23 protein-coding genes are annotated in these 25,507 nt (G+C 67.6%); 18 read left to right on the top strand and 5 right to left on the bottom strand.

Translation table 11 applies throughout. The features are described 5' to 3' along the window. Window positions 1–59 precede the first annotated feature (59 nt). The 4 genes from K0H49_RS19505 to K0H49_RS19490 all read left to right on the top strand — a co-directional run bounded on the left by K0H49_RS19505 (window position 60) and on the right by K0H49_RS19490 (window position 3,723). Window positions 60–1,475 (top strand): cytochrome-c peroxidase, encoded by a 1,416-nt coding sequence (locus tag K0H49_RS19505; protein WP_257625026.1) that lies wholly within the window; start codon window positions 60–62, stop codon window positions 1,473–1,475. After that, a complete protein-coding gene (locus K0H49_RS19500) occupies window positions 1,472–2,107 on the top strand; it encodes a hypothetical protein (protein WP_257625025.1) in 636 nt (211 codons plus the stop codon). Before K0H49_RS19505 ends, K0H49_RS19500 begins: the two co-directional genes overlap by 4 nt. Window positions 2,108–2,168: 61 nt before the next feature. Next, complete coding sequence (locus K0H49_RS19495; RefSeq protein ID WP_219215995.1) at window positions 2,169–2,840, top strand: hypothetical protein; 672 nt, start codon at window positions 2,169–2,171, stop codon at window positions 2,838–2,840. 1 nt (window position 2,841) lies between these two features. Next, entirely contained in the window at window positions 2,842–3,723 is an 882-nt protein-coding gene (locus K0H49_RS19490; RefSeq protein ID WP_219215993.1) for a 2OG-Fe(II) oxygenase, read from the top strand. Here K0H49_RS19490 and K0H49_RS19485 read toward each other — a convergent pair. Together K0H49_RS19485 and K0H49_RS19480 are read right to left on the bottom strand one after the other, a co-directional pair. Next, a complete protein-coding gene (locus K0H49_RS19485; protein ID WP_219215991.1) occupies window positions 3,720–4,547 on the bottom strand; it encodes a hypothetical protein in 828 nt (275 codons plus the stop codon). The genes K0H49_RS19490 and K0H49_RS19485 overlap by 4 nt on opposite strands. Window positions 4,548–4,621: 74 nt before the next feature. Next, on the bottom strand, window positions 4,622–5,062 hold the full coding sequence (locus tag K0H49_RS19480) for a MarR family winged helix-turn-helix transcriptional regulator (protein ID WP_219215989.1): 441 nt from the start codon (window positions 5,060–5,062) through the stop codon (window positions 4,622–4,624). A gap of 71 nt (window positions 5,063–5,133) precedes the next feature. On the opposite strand from K0H49_RS19480, the gene K0H49_RS19475 reads away from it, so the two are divergent. Continuing rightward, on the top strand, window positions 5,134–6,294 hold the full coding sequence (locus tag K0H49_RS19475) for an FAD-dependent oxidoreductase (protein ID WP_219215987.1): 1,161 nt from the start codon (window positions 5,134–5,136) through the stop codon (window positions 6,292–6,294). An 83-nt stretch (window positions 6,295–6,377) separates the two neighbouring features. Here K0H49_RS19475 and K0H49_RS19470 read toward each other — a convergent pair whose 3' ends face one another. Then, window positions 6,378–8,264, bottom strand: a complete 1,887-nt coding sequence (locus K0H49_RS19470; protein WP_257625024.1) for a CocE/NonD family hydrolase — start codon at window positions 8,262–8,264, stop codon at window positions 6,378–6,380. A gap of 315 nt (window positions 8,265–8,579) precedes the next feature. Further along, window positions 8,580–9,374: an SDR family NAD(P)-dependent oxidoreductase gene (locus tag K0H49_RS19465; protein WP_219215985.1), complete on the bottom strand. Its 795-nt coding sequence runs from the start codon at window positions 9,372–9,374 to the stop codon at window positions 8,580–8,582. Between the two features lie 331 nt (window positions 9,375–9,705). Between K0H49_RS19465 and K0H49_RS19460 the strand changes: the two genes are divergently transcribed. The 7 genes from K0H49_RS19460 (at window position 9,706) to lpdA (ending at window position 18,527) form a co-directional block, all read left to right on the top strand. Beyond that, window positions 9,706–10,866 carry an acyl-CoA dehydrogenase family protein gene (locus K0H49_RS19460; RefSeq protein ID WP_219215983.1) on the top strand — a complete coding sequence of 387 codons (1,161 nt, stop codon included), beginning with the start codon at window positions 9,706–9,708 and terminating at the stop codon, window positions 10,864–10,866. Window positions 10,867–11,108: 242 nt separating this feature from the next. Next, window positions 11,109–12,029: an alpha/beta hydrolase gene (locus K0H49_RS19455; RefSeq protein WP_219215981.1), complete on the top strand. Its 921-nt coding sequence runs from the start codon at window positions 11,109–11,111 to the stop codon at window positions 12,027–12,029. A gap of 180 nt (window positions 12,030–12,209) precedes the next feature. Continuing rightward, entirely contained in the window at window positions 12,210–13,925 is a 1,716-nt protein-coding gene (locus tag K0H49_RS19450; protein WP_219215978.1) for an AMP-binding protein, read from the top strand. Between the two features lie 6 nt (window positions 13,926–13,931). Further along, window positions 13,932–14,912 (top strand): thiamine pyrophosphate-dependent dehydrogenase E1 component subunit alpha, encoded by a 981-nt coding sequence (locus K0H49_RS19445; RefSeq protein WP_219215975.1) that lies wholly within the window; start codon window positions 13,932–13,934, stop codon window positions 14,910–14,912. A gap of 3 nt (window positions 14,913–14,915) precedes the next feature. Next, complete coding sequence (locus K0H49_RS19440; protein ID WP_219215973.1) at window positions 14,916–15,887, top strand: alpha-ketoacid dehydrogenase subunit beta; 972 nt, start codon at window positions 14,916–14,918, stop codon at window positions 15,885–15,887. Between the two features lie 34 nt (window positions 15,888–15,921). Beyond that, window positions 15,922–17,130 carry a dihydrolipoamide acetyltransferase family protein gene (locus tag K0H49_RS19435; protein ID WP_257625023.1) on the top strand — a complete coding sequence of 403 codons (1,209 nt, stop codon included), beginning with the start codon at window positions 15,922–15,924 and terminating at the stop codon, window positions 17,128–17,130. Continuing rightward, entirely contained in the window at window positions 17,127–18,527 is a 1,401-nt protein-coding gene (lpdA, locus tag K0H49_RS19430) for a dihydrolipoyl dehydrogenase (RefSeq protein ID WP_219215969.1), read from the top strand. Before K0H49_RS19435 ends, lpdA begins: the two co-directional genes overlap by 4 nt. A 62-nt stretch (window positions 18,528–18,589) precedes the next feature. Here lpdA and K0H49_RS19425 read toward each other — a convergent pair whose 3' ends face one another. Beyond that, complete coding sequence (locus K0H49_RS19425) at window positions 18,590–19,378, bottom strand: TetR/AcrR family transcriptional regulator (protein ID WP_219215967.1); 789 nt, start codon at window positions 19,376–19,378, stop codon at window positions 18,590–18,592. Between the two features lie 299 nt (window positions 19,379–19,677). Here K0H49_RS19425 and K0H49_RS19420 point away from each other — a divergent pair, with 299 nt between their 5' ends. From K0H49_RS19420 to K0H49_RS19395, 6 genes are all read left to right on the top strand, one after another. Then, complete coding sequence (locus tag K0H49_RS19420; RefSeq protein WP_219215965.1) at window positions 19,678–20,589, top strand: alpha/beta hydrolase; 912 nt, start codon at window positions 19,678–19,680, stop codon at window positions 20,587–20,589. Window positions 20,590–20,814: 225 nt separating this feature from the next. Further along, entirely contained in the window at window positions 20,815–21,528 is a 714-nt protein-coding gene (locus K0H49_RS19415; protein ID WP_219215963.1) for a TetR/AcrR family transcriptional regulator, read from the top strand. Window positions 21,529–21,608: 80 nt separating this feature from the next. After that, window positions 21,609–22,763 (top strand): ABC transporter substrate-binding protein, encoded by a 1,155-nt coding sequence (locus tag K0H49_RS19410; RefSeq protein ID WP_219215961.1) that lies wholly within the window; start codon window positions 21,609–21,611, stop codon window positions 22,761–22,763. A gap of 100 nt (window positions 22,764–22,863) precedes the next feature. Next, a complete protein-coding gene (locus K0H49_RS19405; protein WP_257625022.1) occupies window positions 22,864–23,754 on the top strand; it encodes a branched-chain amino acid ABC transporter permease in 891 nt (296 codons plus the stop codon). Then, entirely contained in the window at window positions 23,747–24,742 is a 996-nt protein-coding gene (locus K0H49_RS19400; RefSeq protein ID WP_219215959.1) for a branched-chain amino acid ABC transporter permease, read from the top strand. The genes K0H49_RS19405 and K0H49_RS19400 overlap by 8 nt, the downstream gene beginning before the upstream one ends. After that, window positions 24,739–25,506 (top strand): ABC transporter ATP-binding protein, encoded by a 768-nt coding sequence (locus tag K0H49_RS19395; protein WP_219215957.1) that lies wholly within the window; start codon window positions 24,739–24,741, stop codon window positions 25,504–25,506. The genes K0H49_RS19400 and K0H49_RS19395 overlap by 4 nt, the downstream gene beginning before the upstream one ends. Window position 25,507: the final 1 nt, after the last annotated feature.

Genomic DNA, 25,507 nt, shown 5'->3' with positions numbered 1-25,507 from the left:
GGAACTTTTTTTCGTGAGGCAACGCTCGCGCGATGCAACGGTGAATGATGAATCTGAGAATGGTAAAGACAGCCCCGCTGGTCGTGGCGCTCTCGTTGGCGCTGCTGGCCCTGGCGGGCTGCGACGACAGGCGCGTGGCGACAACGGCTCAGCCCACCGCTGCCCTCGGCGCGGGCCCGCACGCGCCGGCCTTGAGCCCGGCCGCCCAGGTCGGGCAAATGGTGTTCTTCGACAAGAGTCTCTCGGGCGGCGGCAACATGTCCTGCGCGAGCTGCCATGACCCGCAATACGCCTACGGGCCCCCGAACAGCGTCTCGGTGCAGCTGGGCTCGGACCCCACGCTGTACGGCGTGCGCGCCGTGCCTTCGCTGCGCTACCGGGAATCGACGCCGGCCTTCGACGACGACGCACCGAACCCCGACGGCGTGACCAGCAACTCGCCCGGTGGCGGCTTCATGGCGGACGGCCGTGCGGCGACGATGGCGACACAGGTCGCGCTGCCGCTGCTCAACCCGCTCGAGATGAACAATCCCTCGAAGGAGGCGGTCGTGAAGGCGGTGCAGCGCAGCAGCTACGCCGAGCTGTTCAAGAAGGCCTACGGCGCCGACGTGTTCAACGACACCGGCAAGGCCTTCGACGCCGTGGGCAGCGCGATCCAGGCGCTGGAGACGGAAGACCTGAGCTTCCATCCCTACAGCAGCAAGTACGACCTCTATGTGTTCAACAAGGCCGGTGGCACGCTGACGCCGGCCGAACGGCGTGGCGAGGTGCTGTTCCACAGCACCGGCGTGACCAACTGCTCGGGCTGCCACTACACGGGCGCCAACTTCAACGGCAACTCGGGCCTGATGACCGACTTCACCTACCAGGCCCTGGGCGCGCCGCGCAACGACCGGTCGATCCCGAACAACCCGGACCCGATCCCGGCCAACGACGACCCGGCCTACTTCGACATGGGACTGTGCGGCCCCTACCGCACCGACCACCAGCCCGCCACGCCGAACACGGCCAACCCCTACTGCGGCATGTTCAAGGTCCCGGTGCTGCGCAACGTGGCGACGCGCGGCGCCTTCTTCCACAACGGCGTGCTCCATTCGCTGGACCAGGTCGTCAACTTCTACAACACCCGCGACACCCACCCCGAGTACTGGTACCCCGCCGACCCCGACGGCACCGGCGCGCCGCGGGCCAACCCGGGCTGGGCGCTGCAGCCCACCCATGTGCCGGGCGCCACGGTGCGCAAGTACAACGACCTGCCGCGCGCGCAGCAAGGCAACGTCGACGAGGAAGTGCCGCTGGGCACCGGCGAAGGCGGCGACAAGACGCTGGCCAGCGGCACGCAGCCGCGCGCGCCCGGCTCGGCGCCGGTCATGACCCCGCAGCAGATCGCCGACCTGGTCTGCTTCCTGGGCGTGCTGAGCGACGGCTACCAGCCGCCCGCCAAGGCGCCGACCACCGGCCGGTGCGTGAAATGAAGACGAACATCCACTCGATCCCGCTGCGACGCGTCGGCGCCTCCCTGCTGCTGCTGGCCGCGCTGGTCTCGCTCGCGGGCTGCAGCAACGAGGCCGCGCGCTTTCCCAACCACGAGAACTTCACGGCGACGGTCAACGACTACCTCGCGCAGCGCGGCCATGTGTGCCTGGCCAAGTACAGCTGGCCGATCACCGTGCCGGCCGGCTCGCGGGAACCCGATGCGCAGCAGATGCCGGTGCTCGAGAAGCTGGGGCTGGTGCGCGGCAAGGACGTGGCTACGGCGCGCGAATACGCGCTGACCGACGCAGGGCGCCAGCACTACCTGCAGGTGCCGGTGGTGGTGCGCACCACCACGCAGACACTCACGCACCCGGCCGACCTCTGCGCCGCCACGCTGAGCCTGGATCGCCTGATCGGCTGGGACCCGCCGCAGACCCGCGACGGCCGCACCGCGACCTCGCTGCTCTTCACCTACCGCATCGCAACCGACGCCTGGGCCACGGCCCCCGAAGTGCAGCAGGCCTTTCCCCTGCTCGCACGCGCCATCCAGCGCGAGGGCACGATGCAGGTGCGCCTGGGCGTGCACCTGACGCGCAGCGGCTGGGTCGCGGACGAACTCGATGTGCATTGAAGCTGCGCATCCGTGCATTGCAGCCGCCGCGGCGGCTCCCCACACCTCCACCCGAAACCTCATGAATCTCCGCTCCCTCCTCCCGCGCCCGCGTCTCGACACCTCGCTCAAGGCGCTGACAGGCCTCGCCCTGGTCTGCGCGCTGGCCGCCTGCGGCCTCGGCCACGATGCCAAGGCACCCACTGCCGAGAACCTCGCGGGCCCGCTCGACGACTACCTGGCCCAGCGCGGCGACCTGTGCCTGGCCATGTTCGACTGGCCGATCGACCTGAGCGAAGCCGAGGCCGGTGCCGGCGCGCGCCATGCGGTGCAGTTTCCGGTGATGGAACAGCTGGGCCTGGTGCACAGCACCATCGTCCCGGTGCCCAAGAGCGCCGAGAACCCGGACGGCGCGGTCAAGCGCTTCGAGCTCACCGAGGCGGGCCGCGCCTTCTACAAGCCGCACCCCTACGCGGCCCGCGGCACCGAGCACGCCAAGGACTTCTGCGTGGCGCATCTCCGGCGCGAGAAGATCGTCGACGTGAAGGTCGAGGCCGCCGACGCGCGCCATTCGCTGGCGGTGGTGAGCTACACCTACCAGATCGATCCGGCGCCCTGGATGCAGAACGCCGATGCGCAACGCGTGTTCCCGATGATCGCGCGCATCATGAAGGGCGCGGGCGGCACGCTGCAGCTGCGCCAGGGCTTCACGCTGGGCGACAAGGGCTGGGTCGCGCACATGGGTCCGGCCTGAGGTGGGCACCGTCGTCCGCTTCTCGCCCGAGCTGGGCCGCTGGCTCGCGCATCACCTCGGTGCCGGCCAGATGCCGCAGGCGCTGGTGGCGACGATGCTGAAGCAGGGCATGAACGAACGCGCCGCGCAGGCCATCGTCGCGGCCCATGTGGCGGCGCGGCAGCGCGGCGAGGCGATGCCGGTCGACGCCATCGAACTGCCGGACGAGGCCCCCGCCAGGCCCGCGGCACGGCTCGCGCCGGGCACGCGCATCCGCGCGGCCGACCGCGACATCGCCGTGCACCTGCGCGGCGACGACCCGGTCTTCGCTGCGCTCGGCAACGTCATCGACGCCGGCGAATGCCAGGCCCTGATCGCCATGGCGCGGCCGCGCCTGAAGCCTTCCACGCTGGTCGACCCGATGAGCGGCCGCGACGTGGTGAGCGACCGCCGCGCCAGCTGGGGCATGTTCTTCCGCCTGGCGGAGAACGACCTGGTGGCCCGCCTCGATCGGCGCCTGTCGGCGCTGATGAACCTGCCGCTGGAACACGGTGAGGGCCTGCAGCTGCTGTACTACCCGACCGGCGCGGGCAGCGAGCCGCACCACGACTACCTGGCGCCCACCAACGCCGCCAACCGCGCTTCCATCGCGCGCAGCGGCCAGCGCGTGAGCACCCTGGTCACCTACCTCAACGACGTGCCCGAGGGCGGCCAGACCGTCTTCCCGCAGCTGGGCCTGGCCTTCTCGCCGATGCGCGGCCATGCCTGCTACTTCGAGTACGGCGACGACCAGGGCCGGGTCGATGCACGCTCCCTGCACGCCAGCGCGCCCGTGACCGGCGGCGACAAATGGGTCATGACGAAGTGGATGCGCGAGCGCCGCTTCGTGCCCGCGGAACTCTAGGCTGCCGCGCGCTCGCCCCGCCACGGCGATGCCGTCGCGAGCCGCGCCGCCCGCCAGGTGAGCCACAGCATGCCCACCGGCACGATCAGGGTCTGGACCAGGAACACGACCATCAGGTCGACGATCTTGTCGGCCCAGCCGCTCGCGGAATCCAGCAGCAGCTGGTAGCCGGCCTTGAGGTCCGGCAGGCCGTTCCACCAGCGCTCGAAGCGCTCACGCATCGTTTCCCTGGAAGGCACGGCCGGCGTCGCGGACGCCACCTCCTGCGGCGTGCGCTCCACCAGCGTCAGCGCCTGGTCGTGCTTGCCCTTCATGTAGCGCTCGTACAGCGCCTCGTTAGCCACCGCCGTCAGCGGCACCGCGAAGCGCGCCAGCAGCAGCACCACGAGCACGGGCTGCAGCCAGCGCGCATAGCGCCCCTGCTGCAGAAAGGTCAGCGCGAGCCAGCCCACGACCGCGATGCTCAGCAGCAAGGCGACGGCCTGGCTGCCGCCGAAGTCGAGCAGCACCAGCTGCACGCCGAAGGCCACGCTGGCCGCCAGCATGGCGGTCGCGAAATGGTCCACCAGCTGGTTGAGCGGCTGCAGCACCTGGCCCGGCGTGGTGCCCACGCCCACGCCGCCGGGCTTGATGTCGATCTGCGTGCCCTGCGCCACGGAGATCACGGCGCCGAGCGTGCGCGCGGCCGCGAAGGCCACCAGCGCGCGCTTCATGCCGGCCTGCAGGCTGTCCCGCGCGGGCACTTCGAAGGAGGTGGTCCAGGCGCCCAGCAGCACGATGACGGTCAGGGTCAGGGCGAGTGCACGTCGAAACTTCAGGTTCATGGGCATCAGCTTAAAGGCGCCCGCGGGCTCCGGTGCCGCAAGACCCTGCCCGTTCGTCGAGCAAACCGCCCCTGTTATGAGGCGCCCATGCGCTCGACGTTGGCGTTGAGCCGCGTGAGCAAGGCCATCAGCTGCGCGACGTCCTCGGCCGAGAAACCCTCCAGCACCTGCTGCGCATGCGCGTCCATGACGGCCTTGGCCTTGGGCAGGCGGCGCGTGGCCAGCGGGGTCAGCGAGATCAGGCGGCTGCGCTTGTCGTCGGGGTCGGGCACGCGCTCGACCAGGCCGTCGCGCTCCATGCGGGCCAGCAGCTGCGCCATGCTCGGCTGCTCGACCTGGGCGATGCGCGCCAGCTCGGCCTGCGAGAGCGCCTTCTGCTGCTTGAGCGAGACCAGCACCGGCAGCTGGCCCACGGCGAATCCGAACTCGCGCAGACCGTCGTCGGCGATGCGCGTGAAGCCGCGCGTCACACGGCCCAGGAGCCTCAGGGGATTGAACTTCTCTGCATCGGTCATGGGGCCATTCTATCTTCATAGGAGCCTATTGATATATAAATAGGACCCTATCATTTTTCGGGAGCTCCGAAATGCACAAGCATCCACGCATCGCCATCGTCGGTGGCGGCCCTGGCGGGCTCACGCTGGCCCGTCTTCTCCACTTGTCAGGCATCGAGACCACGGTGTTCGAACGCGACGCCCATGCGCTCGAGCGCCCGCAGGGCGGCACGCTCGACCTGCACGAAGACTCGGGCCTGCTGGCCGTGCGCCACGCCAGGCTCGAGGAAGAATTCCTGCGCCTCGCGCGCTACGACGACCAAGGCTCTCGGCTGCTCGACATGTCGGGCCGGCTGCTGTTCGAAGCGCCCGATACCTCGGCCGGCGACCGCCCGGAGATCGACCGCACCGCGCTGCGCCAGATGCTGCTGGATTCGCTGCCCACGGGCTGCGTCCGCTGGGGCAGCAGCCTGCGCGCACTGAATGCACTGCCGGACGGGCGCTGGCAGCTGGCGCTGTTGAGCGGTTCGGCCGGGCCCTTCGATCTGGTCGTGGGTGCGGACGGCGCGTGGTCGCGCGTGCGGCCGCTGCTTTCGCTCTACACGCCGCAGTACAGCGGCCTGACCTTCGTCGAGTTCGGCATCGACGACGTCGACGCCAGCCATCCGGCGCTCTCGGAGCTCGTGGGCCGGGGCAAGGTCGGGGTGGAAGGCGCAGGCAAAAAGATCATCGCGCAGCGCAACGGCAACGCGCACATCCGCGGCTATGCGATCTTCCGCGTGCCGGCCGGGTGGGCCGCGCAGCGCTTCGACTTCAGTTCGCCGGCAGCCGTGCGCAACGGCCTGATCGAAGAGTTCCAGGGCTACGCCGAGGCCATCACCGACCTCTTTCGTGCCGCCAACGACCGCTTCGAGGCACGCCCGATCCATGCGCTGCCGGTGGGCCATTGCTGGAACCACCGGCGCGGGCTCACGCTGCTCGGCGATGCCGCGCATGTGATGTCGCCCTTCGGAGGCGAAGGCGTCAACGCGGCCATGCGAGATGCCGTCGAACTGGCGGCACGGCTGGTGGCGCCAGGCGACCGGGATGCCGCCGTCGCGACCTATGAAGCGGAAATGTCCGAGCGTGTTGCCCAGGCGGCACAGGGATCGGCCGATGCGGCGGCCGTCCAGTTGTCGCACCTCGGTGCGGCATTCGCCCTGGCGCGCGTGGCGCAGGTTCAGGACATGGAGGCCGGTCGCCTGGAGACGTAGGCTGCAGGCCTTGCACTGCACCGCCGCCTCGCATCGAACCCCGGGGCACCGGCTTCAGGCCAGCGCCCCGGGCTGAGCCCCGCTCAGGCGGGCGGGCGCGGTCCGATGCCCAGCGGCACCACCGTCACGCTGTCGCGGCAGGGCTGGCGCAGTGTCTTGTCGCAGCTCGGCAAGGCCGCGGCATGCGGGTAGCGCAGATGCCCCAGCACGATGCTCGAGGGAAACTCGCTGTTGTGCCAGATGCTGTTGGTCGACGGCGTGGGGTTGTGGCCGAACACCCAGAAGCCGGTCTGCGAGGGCGAATCGATGGTCACCCGGAGCGCCGAACCCGCGCGGAACACGTGGGCGAAGCGCTGGATCTCCACCCGCGCCAGCACCGGAACGTTCGCCGTCAGGGGCCGCAGCGCGTCCGCCGTGAAGATCTGCCAGGGCCGCAGTTCCGTCGTACGGGTCGGGTCCAGGGCGCGCTTGGAGGCCCGCAGCCATCCACGCTGCACGAACATCTCCTTGCCGTCGGGTCGCACTTCCGACACGGTGACCTGCAGGTCGGTGTCGGCCGCCGTCGCGCTGAGCCACACGTCGGCCGAGCCCTCGCCGTAGAAGCTCAGGTCTTCCGGCAGCTTGGGCGTGGTGAAGGTCAGCTGGCCATCGGCGGCCGTCACGGATTTCCAACCCTCGTCCGCGGGATTGTTGACGGCCGGGCTGTCGACCGGATAGCGGTAGGTCGACGGCGGTGACGCATTGACCGGGGCGATGTCGCCGAGGCCACCGTTCGCCTGCATCCAAAGGCGCATCGGCTTGACCGGCACCGGCAGGCGGTCGAAGGTCGCCACCGCGTTCGGCGCGCCGGTGTCCTGCACTTCCTGCAGCAGACGCACATGCGGCTCCTTCTCGAAACCGTTGTCCTGGCCCTTCACGAAATGGTCGAGGAAGCGCTTGTACGTGTCGTCGGTGATGTTGGTGCCATGGTTGCCGTTGGAGCCGAGGAACCACATCTTGTCCCGAGCGATGGTGTCTTCGTAGTAGCCCGCGCGAGGACCCACCTGTTCGTCTTGCCAGGACACGTTGGTCAGCACGGGAATGTCGATCTTGGAGGTCTCCAGGTACGCGCTGCGCTGGACAAAGAGGCCGTCGGCATACGGGTTCTCCAGCCACTTCGTCAGGTCCAGCTCGGGCCGCTTGATCTTCTCGATGTTGTCGGCCACGGTCTGGGCGCACGCGGTGTCGCCGTCGAGTTGCGCGGCAACCGATGCCGCCTCGTTCCAGATCGGTGGGAAGCTTCCCCACCAGGCGGCCGGGAAGCCGATGTTCTTGATGCCGCCCGGGTAGCCGACGTCGCGGTACGGATCGGCCACGTTCTTGGCCGGCGTGATCGCGAGCAGGCCTTTGGGCCGTTGCGCCGCCACCCACAGCTGGTTGTAGCCGGAGTACGAGGCGCCGATCATGCCGATCCGGCCGTTCGACCACGGCTGCTTGCCCGCCCATTCGACGGCGAAGGCACCGGCCGCGCCGGTCGAGGCGTCGAAGACATGGTCGTCACCGGTGGAGCAACCCGTGCCCGGCACGTTGATGCCCATCGCGGCATAGCCTTCGGCCACCCAGCGCTGGCTGAGCCCCGGGGTAGAGCCCGCGAGGTAGCCGTCGTACTCCACCAGCACGGGGAAGGGGCCGGGGCCGGGCGGCAGGAGCAGCGAATAGCGCATCTTGTCGCCGTTGGGCAATGTGATGTAGCCCCACTTGCGCACCGGCTCGGTCTCGGGCGGCGTCACGACCGGATTCTCGGGCTCGGTCGTGGGTGGTTTCACCGATGGCGTGTCGGGGCCCGTCGCCACCGGGGGTACCGTGGTGGTCGGGGCCGGTGCGTTGCCGGACGAGCCACCGCCGCAGGCGGCGAGGCCCACGGCAAGCGTCGACATTGCGGCCAGCGAGGCCGCGAATTGCCATCGCTTCAAAGGCTTGAGAGTCTTCATTCTTGTCTCCGTTCTTGTTGGGGAACGCGCACCGGCGCCGTCGCCGGCGCGCGTTGGGGACCACTTTTTTGGTATCGGCGTTCGATGCCACCCTGTGACCGGTCGAACCCAAAAAATTCTAAGAACGCAGCCGCAGGCGTCGCTATCCCGTGCGCGCCAACGCAATGACTTTGGCGACTACGGGTGCCGCGCCCAACACCATGGCGATCGGTGCCTCGCCGTTGGATGGAGCAGGCCATGGTGCGCTGCGAAACCGTGGCAGCGGCATCGGAACCTGTACCGGACGGCGCGCTCCAGGGGCGCCTCTCTCGCGCCTCAGCGCGAAGGTCCACCGAAGGCCGACCATCCCCCGTCCACGGGCATCACGGCGCCGGTGACATAGCTGGACAGCGACGAACACAGGAACAACACGACGTTCGCCATCTCCCGGGTCTGGGCAAGACGCCCGAGCGGCACCCGCTTGAGGGCCGCAGAAAAGGCCTCATCGTTCTTGTCGAACAGTTCGTGCGCCATTGGCGCATCGACATAGCCGGGTGCCACGCAGTTCACCCTTATGCCCAACCGGGCCCATTCGCAGGCCATGCTGCGGGTCATGTGCGCTACGGCGGCCTTGCTCGGGCCATAGGCGTTCGAGGCCGGGATCCCCACCAGTCCAGCCACGGAGCCGATGTTGACGATCGCGCCCGAGCGTTGCGCCACCATGGCGCGTCCTGCCTCGCGGCAGCACAGGAACACGCCCTTGGCATTGATGTCCATGATGCGTTCCCATTCGCCGGCCTCCTGCTCGATCGTCTTCCTGATCGGCTCCACCACGCCCGCGCTGTTGACCAGGATGTCGACTCGGCCATGCTCTGCTAGCACCTGGGCGAAAAGCGCCTGCACCGAGGCTTCGGCGGCCACGTCGCATCGCATCCGATGCAGCGCATGCGTTCGAGCCTCCGACGCATAGGCCGGCCCGAAGCGCAGATCCGCGGCCACCACCGTGGCCCCCGCCGCGGCCAGGTCGAGCGCGCACTGCATGCCGATGCCACTGCCGCCTCCCGTCACGACGGCGACCTTGCCGCGAAAGTCATCCGCCCATGCGTGATCGATGTTGTCCGATTCGGCCATCCAGTGTCTCCAGGCTACATGTGATTGTTCGGGATATTACCAATGACTATCAAGTCAATGACTATTGAGTCATTGAAATTACAAGCTTACCATCGATGCCAATGCAGGTGTCTGTGGCTCGCAGCCTTCAAAGGCTCGGAGTGCCGCCCTGCTGTCGAATCGGCCGAAGACGAGCCTTGAATGGGTTCGCCGCCGGCGACTGCGTGTGAGCTGTCCAGCATTGCCACACTGGAGTCGTGCGCTCCGGCGCGCCGTCAGGATCGGGACGCCCGTCTCCGCATCAGCGGAGACATCGGAACGCCCCGGTAGGGACCAGCCATTGAGGGATCGCATGGATTTTTCTGAACCGGACCACATTCGCCAGTTGCGCGCCACGCTGCAGCGCTTCATCGACAAGGAGATGCCGCGCAGCGCCGCCGCTGCCTGGGATCGCGACAACCACTTCCCGCGGGAGGTGTTCCAGCGGCTAGGCCAGTTGGGCGTGATGGGCCTGACGGTGCCCGAGGAACACGGAGGCGCGGGCCGCAACATCGTGGCCACCATGGTGGTGATCGAGGAGTTGTCGCGGCGCAGCCTCGCGGTATCGGTGCCCTACATCATGAGCGCCTGCTACGCGGGCATGAACCTGGTCGAATGCGCGACACCTGAACAGCAGCAGCGATTGCTTCCGCGCGTGGCGGATGGCTCGCTGATGTTCGCCTATGGATGGACGGAGCCCGACGTGGGCGCGGACCTGGCCAGCGTCAAGACACGCGCCGAGCGGCGCGGCGATCAGGTCGTCGTCAATGGTGCCAAGCGCTTCTGTTCGGGCGCGTCAATCTGCGACTACATCTATGCGCTGGTACGCACGGGCCCGGAGTCGGCGCGCCACAAGAACCTGTCGCTGGTGTTGATTCCGCCCGACACACCAGGCGTGACCATCACGCCCATAGAGAGCATGGGCATGAAGGGAGCGGCCACCACCGACGTGCTTTTCGACGATGTCACGATTCCCTTCACCGACGTGATGGGCGGCGAAGCCGGCTGGAACAACGGATGGTCGATGCTCATGGGAGCGGGCCTGGACGTGGAAAAACTGGAAGTCGCCGCCATCGGCGTGGGTGTGGCCCGGGCCGCGCTGCAGGACGCCTGGTCCTATGTCTACGAACGCCGCCAGTTCGGCCAGCCGATTGCAAGCCATCAGTCGATCCAGCACAAGCTCGCCGAGATGAAGACACAGCTGCATGCGGCCACGCTGGTGCTCTACCAGGCTGCCTGGCTGGCCGACAACCATCGGCCATGCAGCGTCGAAACCTCCATGGCCAAGCTCTTCGCCACCGAGGCGGCACGTGCGATCGCGCTCGAGGCCCAGACGATCCTCGGTGCCTACGGCTACGTCAAGGACTTCGACACCGAGCGCCATGTGCGCGATGCCCTGCTGCTGCCAATCATCGGCGGCTCCTCGGCGATCCAGCGCGGCAACATCTTCCGCTGGTCGAAGACGACCATCTGAGCGCAGGGAAAAGCGCCGACATCCCCTAGGGATAACCATCAGGTGACCAGTTGGTCATTGACTAGTTACCGATTGGTCAACTAGTATTCAAGACAACCCGCCGAGAGCATCGAAGCGGGTGATCGAACACTCCCAGACATGACAGAACGGCCGTCGGTCGAATGCATGGAGTGTGGCGAGCCGGTTCACGCTCTGCCGAGCATCGAGGCGGCTCATCCTCAAAGGTTGTGAAGGAGACAAAGATGCAGAAGCGCAATGTTGAGTTCAAGAGCAATGGAACGACGATCCGGGGCATCCTGGCCCTCCCCGAAGGCAAGGGGCCCTTCCCCGTCGCGGTGATGGGAGGCGGCTGGTGCTATGTGAAAGAGGTGGTGCTGCCGCACTATGCGGAGAACATGCTCAAGGCTGGCGTGGCCTGCCTGATGTTCGACTACCGCAACTTCGGCGGCAGCGACGGCGACACGCGCCAGCACCTGGATCCCTGGGCCCAGATCGACGACTACAAGCATGCGATCAGTTTCGCGATCACTCAGCCCGAGATCGATGCGAACCGCGTGGCGGTCTGGGGTATCTCCTATGCAGGCGGCCACGCCATCATCGTGGGCGCCACCGACCCCCGTGTGAAGGCCATCATCTCCACCGTGCCGGTGGTCGAGGGCTACGAGACGATGCAGCGCTGCCATGGCGAGCGCCGTTTCGCCGACCTGCTCAAGCTGGTGGCCGAGGACCGCGAGAGCCGCTTCGCCGGCAAGCCGAGCGCGTTCATGGCGATGTCCAGCCCGACGCCGGAAACCGAGCTGTCGGTGTGGCCCTTCCCGCACGTGGGGAAGGTCTTCAACGAGATCAAGGCCAAGGAGGCGCCCCTGCACGAGCATCGGAACACCGTCGAGTCGCTCGAGAACCTGCTGATGTACAACGTGTTCCCCTACGCCAAGCGGATCTTGAACAAGCCCACGCTGGTCGTGGTGGCCGACCAGGACAACATCACGCAGTGGGATCTGGAGATCGCGATGTACAACTCGATCCCCTCCGGCCGCAAGGAACTTGTGGTGCTCGAGAAGACCGACCACATGGTGCTCTATTCGTCGAAGACCCAGCTGGAAGTGGCTTCCGGCGTGCACGCGCGCTTCCTCAAGAAGCATTTCATCGACCCGCAACAGTGAAGTGAAGCGCTCCCGCCTGCTTCGTCACGCTGTGCTTGGCGAAGCAGGCCTCGAGGGAGCGTACTCGACGGCCCGATGCGGCCACTTTGTGCGAATGCACCGCGAGCCTCGCTTCGATCGCCACCTTGCGATGCGCGGCGACGTCCGGCCCGTTGGCCAGGAATCGGAATGGGGATCTGCATGGAAACACCGAACAAGCTCGCAGCTGCCGCGCCGGAGGCGCGTCAGGATGTGAGTGGCTGGCGCGTGCGCGATGACGCAACTGCGGCGCGGCACTACAGGGCTTCGGGCCAATGGTCCGACCGGACCATCTGGGCTGCGGCATGCGAGGCCGCCGCCGAGCAGCCCGAGCGGATCGCGGTCATCGACGGCGATCACGCGTACACCACAAGGCAGGTCGTCGGTGCCGCCCGCTCGCTGGCGGCCTCGCTGCACGCGATGGGGCTGCGGCCTGGCGACGTGATCAGCTACCAATTGCCCAACTGGTGGGAGTGCGCGGTCATCAACCTCGCGGCTTGCGCGGCGGGACTGGTGTGCAACCCCATCGTCCCGATCTACCGTGAAGCGGAGGTTCGCTACATCCTGCGCGACGCGCGCAGCCGGGTCTTCTTCGTGCCGCAGCGCTTTCGCAACTTCGACTACGCCGCGATGGCCACGGGCCTGCGCGGCGAACTGGGTCCCCTGGCGCATATCGTCGTCGTGCGCCCGCAGACGGACGAAATCGATGGCCTGCGTTTCGACGCGCTGCTGCAGCCCGCGCCGTCCGATGCGTGGCACGCCGCTGCGCAGCATGCGGACGCCGTCAAGCTGCTGCTCTACACCTCGGGCACCACCGGCAGCCCCAAAGGGGTTCTGCACTCGCACAACACGCTGATGTCCGAGGTGCGTGCGGTAATGCAATGCTGGCGCGTCGACCGGCACGACGTAGTGATCATGCCCTCCCCCGTAACGCATGTGACGGGCTACCTCTACGGCCTCGAGATGCCGTTCGTCGCGCGGGCACAGGTCGTGCTGATGGAACGTTGGGACGCGAAAGAAGCCGCAGACCTGGTTGACCGCCACCGCGCCACGCTCACGGTAGGCGCCACACCCTTCCTGGCCGAACTGGCCCAGCAGGCCGCAGCACGTGGCGGCCTGCCGAGCCTGCGGGTCTTTGCCAGCGGCGGCGCACCGGTGCCGCCGGAACTGGTGCGGCGGGCCCGGCGTGCGTTCGGCCACTGCAAGGTCTTCCGGGTCTACGGAAGCAGCGAGGCGCCCACGATCACGCTCGGGCGCGTCGAGGGCGACGGCGACGAGCAAGGCGCCACCACGGACGGCCGGATCGTCAACAACGAGGTCCGCATCGGCGATCCCGGCACCGGTGCGGCACTGGCCGAAGGTTGCGAGGGCGAGGTGCTGGTGCGCGGGCCGGAGCTCATGCTCGGCTACACGCAGTGGTCGCACACGCTGGAGGCCTTCGACGCCGACGGCTACTTCCGCACGGGCGACCTCGCCTTCGTCGACACGGACGGCTTCATGACGATCAGCGGCCGCAAGAAGGACCTGATCATCCGCGGCGGCGAGAACATCAGTGCCAAGGAGATCGAGGACGTGCTGCATGCGCACGCGTCCATCGCCGAGGCCGCGATCGTGGCCATGCCGCATCCCCGGCTCGGTGAAGGCGTCTGCGCCTTCGTGATCCCGGCCGCGGACCATCTGGTGGATCTCGAACACGTGACAGCCCTGCTGGCGGCCGCGGGTCTGGCACGCCAGAAGTACCCCGAACGCGTGGAGCTCGTGCGCGAACTGCCGCGCACGGCCTCCGGCAAGGTCCAGAAGAATCTGCTGCGAGACCGCATTCGCGCCACCCTGGCGGGCGAGGCTGCGACCGCTCCGGCCACCCCATCACAGGATTGAAGAACCATGACGCTCGAATCAGCGCGCCCGGATGTGCCGCGCCTGACCCACATGTACCGCGCGATGTTGCGTATCCGGGCGGTGGAGAACACGCTGGCGCGTATCTTTGCCGACGGGGAGGTCCCGGGATTCATTCACCTGAGCATCGGCCAGGAAGCCGTGGCCGTCGGCGTCGCTTCGGCCATGGCCGAGGGCGACACCCTGGCCACCACGCACCGCGGCCACGGCCACGTGCTGGCGCGCGGCCTCGACCTCGATGGCTTCTTCAAGGAGATCATGGGACGGGCGGGTGGCATCTGCCGCGGCCGCGGAGGTTCGATGCATGTGGCCGACATGACGCTGGGCATCATCGGCGCCAACGGTATCGTGGGCGCCGGCATCCCGATTGCGCTGGGCAGCGCGCTGGCCCTGAAGACCCGCGCGACGGGAGGTATCGCGGCCGCCCTGTTCGGCGACGGCGCGATGGCCGAAGGCGTGCTCCATGAGAGCCTCAACCTGGCCGCCCTGCAGCGCCTGCCGCTGTTGTTCGTGTGCGAGAACAACGGCTGGTCCGAGTTCTCGCGCACCGAGCGCCAGTTCGCTGCGCCGCTGGCCAAGCTGGCGACGGCCTTCGGTATCGTGCACGAGGCGGTCGACGGCAACGACGTGCTCGCGGTGGCGGCAGCAGCGGAGGCTGCCGTGGCAGCCCTGCGTGCCGGGCAGGGACCGCGCGTGCTGGAGTGCCGCACCCATCGGACGCGCGGCCATTTCGAGGGCGACGCGCAGAAGTACCGAGACGCGGCCGAGTTGCAGGCCGGCATCGACGGCGATGCCGTGTTGCGCACGGCGACCGCCTTGCGCAACGCGGCGGTCGAAGAAGAGGCACTGACCGCCCTGCATAAGGAGGTCGAGACGGAAGTGGCCGCGGCGCTGCAACGCGCGCGCTCGGATGCGTGGCCCCGCTTTGAAGAAGCCTTCGCGGATGTCTACACACTACAGGAGGCCTGACCCATGGCGCAGTTGAGATATGCACATGCGATCAATCAGGCCCTGGCCGATGCCATGGCCGCGGATGACAGCGTGGTCCTCCTGGGCGAGGACATCGCGGAGGCCGGTGGCTCGTTCAAGGTCACACGCGGCCTGATCGACCGGTTCGGCGCCGCACGCGTCATCGACACGCCGATCTCGGAGGCCACCATGGCCTCCGCCGCCGTCGGTGCCGCGATGTCGGGCCTGCGGCCGGTGCTCGAGATCATGTTCATGGATTTCGTGACGCTGGCCATGGACGCGCTGGTGAACCAGGCCGCCAAGGCGCGCTTCATGTTCGGTGGCCGCACCAGCGTTCCAATGGTCGCCCGGATGCCGCATGGCGGCGGTCTGTCCGCGGGGCCCCAGCATTCCCAGTGCCTGGAGGCCTGGTTCGCCCACGTGCCGGGCCTCAAGGTGGTCTGTCCCTGGAGCCCGCAGGATGCGTATTCCCTGATGCGCAGCGCCATCGAGGACCCCGACCCGGTGATCTTCGTCGAGCACAAGGGCCTGTATGCCGGGCGCGGCGAAGTCGACACCGGCCTGCGCGTTCCGCTGGGACAGGCGCGCGTGGCCCGGTCGGGAACCGACCTGACCCTGGTGAGCTATGGCGCCACGGTGGGCACCTGCCTCGCCGTGGCCGAGCAGCTCGCGGCAGAGGGCGTCGAGGTCGAGGTCATCGACCTTCGTACGCTGCAGCCCTGGGACGAGAAGACGGTGTTTTCGTCGGTGGCTCGCACGCATCGCGTTGTGGTCGTGCACGAGGCGGTCCAGGCTTTTGGCGTGGGTGCAGAGATCGCTGCGCGCATTGCGGAGGATGCCTTTGACGAGCTCGATGCACCGGTGGTACGCGTCGGTGCGCCCTTCATGCCGGTGCCCTTCTCCAGCGCACTGGAAAAGCAATACGGCGTGGACGCCGACCGCATCGTGGCCGGCGTGCGCCGCGTGCTGGCCTGAGAACGAGGAACTGCAGATGCGGCAATGCTTCTACATGCCCAAGCTGGGCCTGACCATGACCGAGGGCCTGGTCGCCGAATGGTCGCTCCAGCCGGGGCAGCCCTTCACGCGCGAACAGACCGTGTACGTCGTGGAGACCGACAAGGCGGCCAACGAGATCGGCGCCGAAGGCGACGGCACCCTGCTAGAGATCGTGCATCCCGTGGGTGCCACCGTCACGGTGGGCGAGGTGCTCGGCTACTGGGACGACGGTCTGGCCGATCCGGCGTCGGGCGATGCGGCCGCCACGGCCACAGTCGCCCCGGCGCGCCCGCCATCGCAAGCTGCAAGCACCTTCACGCCGGCAACCGCTGCGACCGATGCCGACAAGCCCCATGCGGATCCGGCACGCGAGCGCATCGTCGCGACCCCTCTGGCCCGTCGCAAGGCGCAGCACGCGAAAGTCGATCTCGCGCAGGTGGCAGGCACAGGACCTCGGGGCCGCATCAAGTCAGCGGATGTCGAGGCCTGCGCGCAACGCCGCGGCGGAGCGGTTCCGGCGGAGGTTGCGCAGCATGGGCCACAGCGGATCGTGCCAAGCGCGATGCAGCTGACCATGGCGCGGCGGCTGAGGGCGGCGAAGCAGGAGATCCCGCACTTTTATCTGGCGCGCGAGGTGAACGCCGGTGCCTTGATGGCGCTGCGCGCGCAGTTGAACGCAAGCGACGGCCGGCGCTTCACGCTCAACCATTTCTTCGTCGCGGCACTGGGACGCGTGCTGCTGGAACAGCCGGAGAGCAACCGCGTCTGGCAGGACGACCACCTGCTGCAGCTGGAGACCTCAGACGTCGGCATCGCCGTGAGCGCCGAACGTGGCCTGTTCGTTCCGGTGTTGCGCGACGCGGGCCGGCTCTCGCTGTCCGAGCTGGCCCGACAGGCGCACTCGCTCGTGGAGCGTGCCCGTGCCGCGCGCTTGGCCACGCACGAGATGGGCGGTGGCGCGGTGACGGTCTCCAATGCCGGCATGTTCGACGTGACCTACATGACGCCGATCATCAATCCGGGCCAGGCCATGATCCTCGGCGTGGGCAGCGTGCGCGGGGTCTTCCGGCCCGATGAACGCGGACAGCCGGCGCTGCGAAATGAGATCGGCCTGGTGCTGGCCTGCGATCACCGCGTGCTGGACGGCGTGGGCGGCCTGCGCTTCCTGGGCCGGGTGGCGCACTACCTCGAGCACCCCTGCGACCTGCTGGCGGGCCCATGAGCGCATTCGACCTGATCATCGTGGGTGCAGGACCCGCCGGTTACGTCGGCGCCATCCGGGCGGCGCAGCTGGGACTGAAGACCGCGCTGGTGGAGCGCGCCGAACTGGGCGGCGTCTGCCTGAACTGGGGCTGCATCCCGACCAAGAGCCTGCTGCACAGCGCCGACGTGCTGCGCGCCTGCCGGGCCGCGGCAGACGCCGGCATCCAGGTGCAGGGCGTGGTGCCGGACCTGGAGAAGATCGTGAGCAGCAGCCGCGGCGCCGTCGAACGCCTCACGGGCGGCGTACGCCAGTTGTTGCGCAAGAACAAGGTGACGGTGCATGCGGGCCATGCCCGCCTGCGCGGCGCCGGGCAGGTGGAGGTCGAATCGCCGGATGGCAGCCGCCTCCGGCTGTCCGCCCCCCATGTGGTGCTGGCCACCGGTGCACGACCACGTCGGCTGGTCGGCCTGGAACAAGTGACGCCGGCGCGCGTCTGGGACTACCGGGACGCGGTCGCGCCCACCGCACTGCCCGAGAGCCTGCTGATCGTCGGCGCCGGCGCGATCGGCATGGAGTTCGCCAGCTTTTACGCGGCCATGGGCACCCGGGTGCATGTCTGCGAGGCGCGCGAACGCGTGCTGCCACAGGAAGACGAGGACATCAGTGCCTTCGTCCATGCGGCCTTCGTGCGCGACGGCATCGACGTGCGGCTGAACTGCAGAGTCGACGGCGCACGCGACGGTGCGCAAGGTGTGGCACTGCGCTTGACGCAGGACGGCCGCGAGGATGCCATCACGGTCGAGCGCGTGCTGGTGTCGGTGGGTGTCACGGGCAACGCCGAGGACATCGGTCTGGAGAGCGTCCCCGAGGTGCGCGTGGCAGACGGCTTCTTGGCGACGGATGCGCTGGGCGCCACCGGCGTGCCCGGCCTCTACGCGGTCGGCGACTTGGCCGGCGCGCCCTGGCTGGCGCACAAGGCCTCCCATCAGGCCGTGGCCTGCGTGGAGGCCATCGCGGGCCTGCCCTCGGCACATGCGCCGAAGGCCGAGGACATTCCCGCCTGCACCTTTTGCCATCCCCAGGTCGCCAGCGTCGGATTGACGGAAAAGCAGGCGCGCGAGCGCGGGCATCCGGTGCGTATCGGACGTTTCAGCTTTGCGGGCAATGGCAAGGCCGTGGCGACCGGGCTCGGGGAGGGGCTGGTCAAGACGGTCTTCGATCAGGACACGGGCGCATTGCTGGGCGCCCACCTGGTGGGAGACGGCGTCAGCGAGCTGATTGCCGCCTTCGCCATCGCCCGCGAGGCCGAAAGCACGGAGACCGAGTTGATGCGGGTGGCCTTCCCCCACCCCACGTTGTCGGAGGCACTGCATGAATCCGTGCTGGCCGCCTTCGGGAGGGCGCTTCACGCCTGAGGCAAAGCCCATGCGGCAGGCCATCGCACAGCCCCTCTGGATCGGGCCCCGGGGCCGTGGACTCAGGCGCGACGCGCCCGGGTCTTGCGCGTGGGCTGGCCCGATGTGTCCTGCCGCGCCGGCGTGCGTGTGCGCGGCGCCGGTGGCACCAGCACTTGCAGCGTCGGGCCGATGCCATCGAAGAACACGTCGAGTTCGGCCCGGATCAAGGACGCCACTTTGCCGTCGCCAGGCAGCGGCATGCCGTAGATGTGCTGCCGGATACCGAACGAGAAGATACGGGTGCTGATGCCCTGGATCAACTCCGTCTCTTCGATGGTCGGGGGCGCTTCATGGATAGAGGGCAGACCCTGCTCGTGACGAATTTCGGCGCAGAAAGGCAGCACCAATTTCTCCCGCATGACGGCGAACCAGCGCTGGTTCATGTCAGCGCCGCGCAGGCCGAAGAACATGAACAGGCGCACCCACTCCCGATCCAGGATCACGAGCGCAAAGGCTGCGTAGAACTGGCCCATGCGATCACGCACGCTCAGACGCCGGTCCGCGATCAGCGCCTCCCATTCTTGATTCCATCGACCCAGGTACACGGCCTGGTAGACGCGCTCGATGAGCGCTTCCTTGGTCGCGAAATACTTGTACAGCAGCGGATGGGTGACGTGGGCGCGACGCGCCAGTTCGCGGGTGTCGCCGGAGAAGCCGACCTCGGCAAAGAAGCGCACGGCTTCGGCCAGGATCAGGGTCTCGCGCTCCGCCGCCGACACCCGTGGGCGGGCCGCCACAACGGGACGACGGCTGGCTGTGGCAGCTTTGCCTGATGTGCTCAGGGCTTTGGCCTTCGCTGGTTTCTTCATGGGTGATGGCAGTGGCCTGTGGTGCCGCGAGAGCGGAATTCTTGCGTCGGCAGCACCCCCCTCGGCCCACCTGACAGCGCGGAACCCGATCGAGGTTACCACATGGTTTCCTAATTTCGGTTTCGTGCCGGACGTCCACTGCCGCTAGGGTTTTCCCGTCGATGACCATTTGGTCATTGACTGGTGACCATCTGGTTACTAGCATGCAGTCTCCGAACGATGTTCATCGGCCCGGACCCCGCAGCGCCGACGGAATCGACGCGGCGCGGGCCGGCCTCCAGCCAACGAAAGAGAGCAGCATGATCAAACCGATTGACGTTGAGTTCCAGTCCGAGGGCGTGACGTGCCGCGCGTGGCTCTACACCACCGACCCGAGCCAGCGCCGCCCCACCGTGGTGCTGGCCGGTGGCTGGTGCTACGTGCGCGAGATCGTGATGCCGACCTACGCGCAGGCCTTTGCCGAAGCCGGCATCAACGCCATGGTCTTCGACTACCGGAACCTGGGCGTGAGCGACGGCGACGATCGCCAGCATCTCGATCCCTGGGCCCAGGTACGCGACTACGAGAACGCCATCAGCTTCCTGGAGCGCCACCCGGCGGTCGACCCCGATCGCATCGGTGTCTGGGGCATTTCCTACTCCGGTGGCCATGCGCTGATCCTTGCAGCCACCGACCCTCGCGTGAAGACCATCGTCTCGCAGATTCCGGTGATCGACGGCTACGAGAACATGCGCCGGGCCCACGGCACCATGGGCTTTCGCGCCCTGTGGGATCTGATCCTGCGTGACCGCAAGCTGCGCTACGAAAAACCCGGCGAGCGCCTCTATCTGCCGCACGCCACTGAGAGCTGGTCGACGGAGGTGTCTGCCTGGCCTTTCCCAGAAACCGTGCGCACCTTCCTCCAGATCAAGGAGACGCAAGCACCGCTCTATCAGAACAGCAGCACCGTGGAGTCCGTGGACCTGCTGCTGAACTACGACGTGGGCCCCTTCGTCAAACGGATCTACGACACGCCCACGCTGATGATCGTCGCGCAGGGCGACGACCTGACGCTCTGGGATCTGGAGATCGGCGCGTTCAATGCCATTCCGTCGACACGCAAGAAGCTCGAGGTGCTGGGCCACACGTCGCACATGACCATGTACTCGGACAAGTCGAAGATCGAGAAGGCCGCGGCCATCGCGTGCGACTGGTTCGCGCAGACCTTGTAGCCGACCGATCGACGAGGGATATTACCGATGAATCACTGATCACTGACTGTTGACTCATTATTTCCTGGAAGCCAGAATCGCCTCAGTTCCCCGGCCTTCGGCCCGCCATCCGCGCATTCGGGGTGAACGCGATGAATCCAGGACTGCCGCGGCCAGGCCGTCAGGCCGATCCGCACAGTCCGCGGTTCCGGTTTTTTGGGAGTGAATGAAATGAAGGGTGTTGCCTTGAAGAGTTCCGTCCGTCCGTCCGCCAGCGACGCAGCCGCCAAGGGCGCGAAGCGTGGGACGACGTCTGCCGCCAGGAAGGTGGCGCCGGAGACGGCCAAGGACGCGCCGCCGCGGCGCAAGCGCCTCACCCGCGCGGAACTGGCCGGCGAGTCCCGGGAGAAGATTTTCGAGGCCGCGGCGGCCGTGGTCGGCGAGCACGGCTATGCCGATGCATCGATCAGCAAGATCACCGAAAAAGCGGGCATTGCGCAGGGCACCTTCTATCTCTACTTCGCGTCGCGCCAGGCGCTGTTCGACGAGCTGCTGCCGCACATCGGGCAGGACATGATCACCTACATCGGCCATGCCATTCACAACGCGAACAACGTCTACGAAGTCGAGGAGAAAGGCTTTCGCGCGTTCTTCGCCTATCTGCAGCAGAGCCCCGGCTTCTTCCAGATCCTGAACCAGGCCGAGACCTGGTCCCCCAAGGCCCATGCCAGGCACCTGAAGCTGCTCACGCAGCACTACGTCGCGTCGCTCAAGCGCAGCGTGGACCGGGGCGAGGTCAAGGCCTTCGACGAGAAGGAGTTGGAGGTGATGGCCTATGTGTTCATGGGCGCACGCAGCTATCTCTACATGCGCTATCTCAAGGGAGCGAAGAGCGGCGCGAAGTTGCCGCAGTGGGTTGTCAATGCCTACATGAAGTTGGTGCGCGACGGCTTCCGTTGACGCGCGCTGTGTTGCCACCTTCGGTGGCCATCCCGGGATGGCCGCCGCACAGACCGGACTTAGTCCTGGAGGATGACAAGATGAATACCGAGAAGAAGAAAACGGATCGACTGCAGCGCCGCACGGTTCTCAAGACCGTCGCTGCCGGTGCGGTGGTCGGACCGATGTTTGCATTCGCACAGCCCGCGCCGATCAAGATCGGCTCGGTGCTGTCGCTGACCGGGCCGGGTGCGGGCCTGGGCCAGCCCGAGCGGGCCGGTATTCTGCTGGCCGAACGCGTGATCAACGAGAAGGGCGGCGTGCGAGGCCGTCCGATCAAGATCCTGCTCGACGATGACGGCTCGAACCCGAACCTGGCCAAGAGCAAGGCCGAGCACCTGATCTTCGGCGAGAAGGTCTGCGCCTTCATCGGACCGTCGCTGACGGCCGGAACGGGCGCCGTGGCCGCCATCACCAACCGGGAGAAGATGGCTCAGGTGACCTTCACCGGCCTGGGCCCGGCGATCGAGTTGAGCTACAAGTCGCTCTACCACGTGCTGCCGCCCCAGGCGCTCAACGCGCGGGCCATGCTGGAGTACGCGTCGCGCGGCGCCAAGGCCAAGCGCATCGGCGTGCTGCACGACACCGGCTACGGCCAGGCCGTGCTGACGGGCTTGCGCGAGCACATGGGCGCCTACGGCGTCGAGTTCGTCTCGATCGAGCGCTTCGAGGTCGGCGCCACCGACGTGTCGGCGCAGGCTGCCAAGGTGCGGGCCGCCGAGCCCGACCTGGTGTTCGTGATCGCGACCTCTCCGGTACCGTTTCGCAACGCGCGCCAGATGCGCATCACCCAGCAGATCGTCTCGGCCGTCGGGTCCGCGTCGTACGACTACGTGCGTGGCATGGGCGAGTTCGCCGACGACATCGTCTTCCCCGAATTCCTGGTGGGTGAGGATCCGCTGCCCCGGCAGTCCGAGTTCGTCGAGCTGTATCGCAAGGCCAATAACACGCTGCCGAAGAATTTCGAGGCGGCGGGGTGGGACGCGGTGCATCTCATCGTGCGGGCCCTCGAGAAGGTGGGGCCGGATGTCGGCAACGAGGCCATCGCGCAGGCACTGCGTGAGCCCTACGAAGGCGTGCTCGCGAAGTACAACTTCGGCGCAGCCGACATGACGGGCATCGACCTGTCCAGCTTCGTCTATTCCAGGCTCGTCAAGGGCAAGTTCACGCGCCTGCCGTTCACCGCCGGCGCCTGAACCGCGCTCCACCTTCAACCCTCGGTCGACCAGGCCCGACCCGACCCGCGAGCGGTCGAGGCGGAGCCTGCCCGACGGAAACGTATCGCAGGGGTTTCACTTGATTACTTGGACACTGTTCGTTCAGTCGATCCTTACCGGGCTCACCAACGGCTTCGTCTACGCCCTGATCGGCCTGGGCCTGTCGGTGGTGTTCCGCGGCAGCAAGATCATCAATGCGATGCAGGGCGAGTTCGCCCTGATCGCAGGCATCGTCGCCTATGTCACCCTCAACGGACTGGGCCTGCCCTCGCCGCTGGCGTTCGCAGCGGGAGTGATAGCCGGGGGCATCTCCGGATGGCTGATGGAGCTTCTGCTCATCAGCCCGGCACGCCGCCGCGGCGCCAACGACGACACCTACCTGCTCGTGACGCTGGGCGCCGCCTTCGCGATCTCTGCGGCGGTGCTGTACTTCTTCGGCCGCGACAGCCGCTCGCTGACTGGCATCGGCGGCGACGGCTCGCTGGACGTCTTCGATGCAGCGATGCGCATTCACTCGGTGTGGCTGATCGTGATCAGCATCGCGGTGGTCCTGATGCTGCAGCTGTTCTACCGGCGCACGGCATTGGGCACGGCCATGATGGCCGCCTCGATCGATCCGGATGGCGCTTCGACCATCGGCATCGATGTGGGGCGCATGCGCCTGCTGACCTTCGTGATGGGCGGCGCGGTGGGCGGCCTCGCGGGCGTGCTGGTCGCACCCCTGATCACCATCCAGTACCAGATGGGCCTCCTGCTGACGCTCAAGGGCTTTGCCGCGGCGATCCTCGGCGGCATGCTCAACCCCTTCGGTGCCGTCGTGGGCGGGTTGGTGCTGGGCCTGGTCGAGTCGCTCGCGGTGGTCACCATCTCTTCGGGCTACAAGGACGTGATCTCGATGTCGCTGCTGATCCTGATCATGATCGTGCTGCCCAACGGCATCCTGGGAAGAGGAGGTCGCCGTGGTGGATAACAACAAAGTCAAGTGGATCGCGGTCGCCGTCTTCGTGGCCGCCTGGGCCCTGCTGCCCTCCTTTGGCTCGCGCGCGACGGTTGACCTGCTCGTCTTCACGGCGCTCTACGCGATTGCAGGCCTGGGCGTGAGCTTCCTGCTGGGACAGTGCGGCATCGTGTCGCTGGCCCAGAGCGTCTTCTATGGCATCGGGGCCTACACCACCGCCTATGGCTGCCTGCACCTGGGCTGGTCGCAGCCCGTGGCCATGGCCGTCGGCATGGCGCTCAGCGGCATCATTGCGGCGGTGCTGGGCGTGCCGGTGCTGCGGCTGTCGGGCTTCTTCCTCGCCCTGGCAACGCTGGCGCTCGCGATCATCGGCCATACGCTGTTCGTGGAGTGGGAGTGGATCACCGGGGGCACGCTGGGTGTCGGTGGCATTCCGCCGATCCGGTTCCTCGGCTGGGAGCTGAACACGCCGCAGCGCTTCTACTACTTCGTCTGGCCCGTGCTGCTGATCGTCTTCGCGCTGCACTATGCGCTGCTGCGCTCGCGCCACGGCTTCGCCATGCGTGCGATGCGCGATGCGCCCAGCGCGGCACTCGCGCTCGGCGTGCCTACGGCGACCCTGAAGGTCCAGGTGTTCGTGCTCAGCGCCGTGCTCGGTTCGTTCGCCGGCAGCCTGTTCGCGCACTACGTGTCCTTCGTGAGCGTCGACAGTTTCGGCGTGCCGCAGTCGATCAACTTCCTGCTGATCGCGGTGCTCGGTGGCGCCAAGACCATCGCCGGCACCGTGCTGGGTGCGCTGTTCGTGACGGTGATGCCCGGGCTGCTGAGCCGCTTCGGCGACTTCCATGCGGTGTTGTTCGCCCTGTTGCTGGTGCTGACGGTGATCTTTCTGCCGGGCGGCTTTGGCGGGCTGATCCACGACCTCTGGCGTCGGCATGCCGGGCGCCGCGCGCCGGCCAAGGCGGCTGCAGCTTCGGCTGCGGACGGAGCGAAGCCATGAGCACACACACGACACCCCTGATGGCGGCGAAGGACATCGCCCACAGCTTCCGCGGCCTGAGCGTTCTGCGCGGCATCACCTTCGATGTGCCCGAGGGCGCCATCACCGGATTGATCGGACCCAACGGCGCCGGCAAGAGCACGCTGTTCAACATCGTCTCGGGCTTCCTCGCACCCAAGGGCGGCACCGTGCGCTACGACGGCCAAGACATCACGGGCTGGAGCGTGCCGAAACGGGCCCGCGCGGGCCTGATCCGCACCTTCCAGACGCCGCAGACCTTCGCCAACATGACGGTCGAGGAGAACCTGGTGGCCGCCGGCTATCTCGGCACGGCCAGCAGCTTCCTCGAGGACCTGTTCATGCTGCCCCGGGCGCGCGGGGATCTGCGGCGCATGCGCGAGAACGCCGATGCGGTGGGCGAGCGCTTCAACCTGCAGTCCGTGTGGGGGAGCCGCGCAGGCGACCTGCCCGCCGGCCGCCAGCGCATGGTGGAACTGGCGCGCGCTGCCGTGGCGCAACCCCGCCTGCTGTGCCTGGACGAGCCCTCCTCCGGCCTGAACATGGAGGAGGTGACGGAGCTCGCACAGGCCCTGCAGACCCTCAAGCAGGGCGGCACGACCCTCTTGCTCGTCTCGCACGACATGGACCTGATGACGGTGGCGGACACCGTGCACGTGCTGTGCTTCGGCGAAATCATCACCTCGGGCCCGCTGCGCGAGGTCAAGCAGGACCCGCGCGTGCGCGAAGCCTATCTCGGAGTCTGAG

Origin of the sequence: Variovorax boronicumulans, assembly GCF_019352895.1 — a bacterium.
GTDB lineage: Bacteria > Pseudomonadota > Gammaproteobacteria > Burkholderiales > Burkholderiaceae_C > Variovorax > Variovorax boronicumulans_A.
The sequence above is the reverse complement of the archived record's forward strand: the minus strand, read 5'-3'. Positions and strand labels throughout refer to the sequence as shown.

What these genes read in the sequence shown, in the direction of transcription:
- K0H49_RS19500 (WP_257625025.1), top strand. Translation starts at nt 1,472, where the DNA reads ATGAAGACGAACATCCACTCGATCCCGCTGCGACGCGTCGGCGCCTCC.
- K0H49_RS19410 (WP_219215961.1), top strand. Translation starts at nt 21,609, where the DNA reads ATGAATACCGAGAAGAAGAAAACGGATCGACTGCAGCGCCGCACGGTT.
- K0H49_RS19440 (WP_219215973.1), top strand. Translation starts at nt 14,916, where the DNA reads ATGGCGCAGTTGAGATATGCACATGCGATCAATCAGGCCCTGGCCGAT.
- K0H49_RS19435 (WP_257625023.1), top strand. Translation starts at nt 15,922, where the DNA reads ATGCCCAAGCTGGGCCTGACCATGACCGAGGGCCTGGTCGCCGAATGG.
- K0H49_RS19505 (WP_257625026.1), top strand. Translation starts at nt 60, where the DNA reads ATGGTAAAGACAGCCCCGCTGGTCGTGGCGCTCTCGTTGGCGCTGCTG.
- lpdA (WP_219215969.1), top strand. Translation starts at nt 17,127, where the DNA reads ATGAGCGCATTCGACCTGATCATCGTGGGTGCAGGACCCGCCGGTTAC.
- K0H49_RS19485 (WP_219215991.1), bottom strand. Translation starts at nt 4,547, where the DNA reads ATGAACCTGAAGTTTCGACGTGCACTCGCCCTGACCCTGACCGTCATC.
- K0H49_RS19455 (WP_219215981.1), top strand. Translation starts at nt 11,109, where the DNA reads ATGCAGAAGCGCAATGTTGAGTTCAAGAGCAATGGAACGACGATCCGG.
- K0H49_RS19420 (WP_219215965.1), top strand. Translation starts at nt 19,678, where the DNA reads ATGATCAAACCGATTGACGTTGAGTTCCAGTCCGAGGGCGTGACGTGC.
- K0H49_RS19450 (WP_219215978.1), top strand. Translation starts at nt 12,210, where the DNA reads ATGGAAACACCGAACAAGCTCGCAGCTGCCGCGCCGGAGGCGCGTCAG.
- K0H49_RS19395 (WP_219215957.1), top strand. Translation starts at nt 24,739, where the DNA reads ATGAGCACACACACGACACCCCTGATGGCGGCGAAGGACATCGCCCAC.
- K0H49_RS19465 (WP_219215985.1), bottom strand. Translation starts at nt 9,374, where the DNA reads ATGGCCGAATCGGACAACATCGATCACGCATGGGCGGATGACTTTCGC.
- K0H49_RS19475 (WP_219215987.1), top strand. Translation starts at nt 5,134, where the DNA reads ATGCACAAGCATCCACGCATCGCCATCGTCGGTGGCGGCCCTGGCGGG.
- K0H49_RS19425 (WP_219215967.1), bottom strand. Translation starts at nt 19,378, where the DNA reads ATGAAGAAACCAGCGAAGGCCAAAGCCCTGAGCACATCAGGCAAAGCT.
- K0H49_RS19445 (WP_219215975.1), top strand. Translation starts at nt 13,932, where the DNA reads ATGACGCTCGAATCAGCGCGCCCGGATGTGCCGCGCCTGACCCACATG.
- K0H49_RS19480 (WP_219215989.1), bottom strand. Translation starts at nt 5,062, where the DNA reads ATGACCGATGCAGAGAAGTTCAATCCCCTGAGGCTCCTGGGCCGTGTG.
- K0H49_RS19470 (WP_257625024.1), bottom strand. Translation starts at nt 8,264, where the DNA reads ATGAAGACTCTCAAGCCTTTGAAGCGATGGCAATTCGCGGCCTCGCTG.
- K0H49_RS19460 (WP_219215983.1), top strand. Translation starts at nt 9,706, where the DNA reads ATGGATTTTTCTGAACCGGACCACATTCGCCAGTTGCGCGCCACGCTG.
- K0H49_RS19495 (WP_219215995.1), top strand. Translation starts at nt 2,169, where the DNA reads ATGAATCTCCGCTCCCTCCTCCCGCGCCCGCGTCTCGACACCTCGCTC.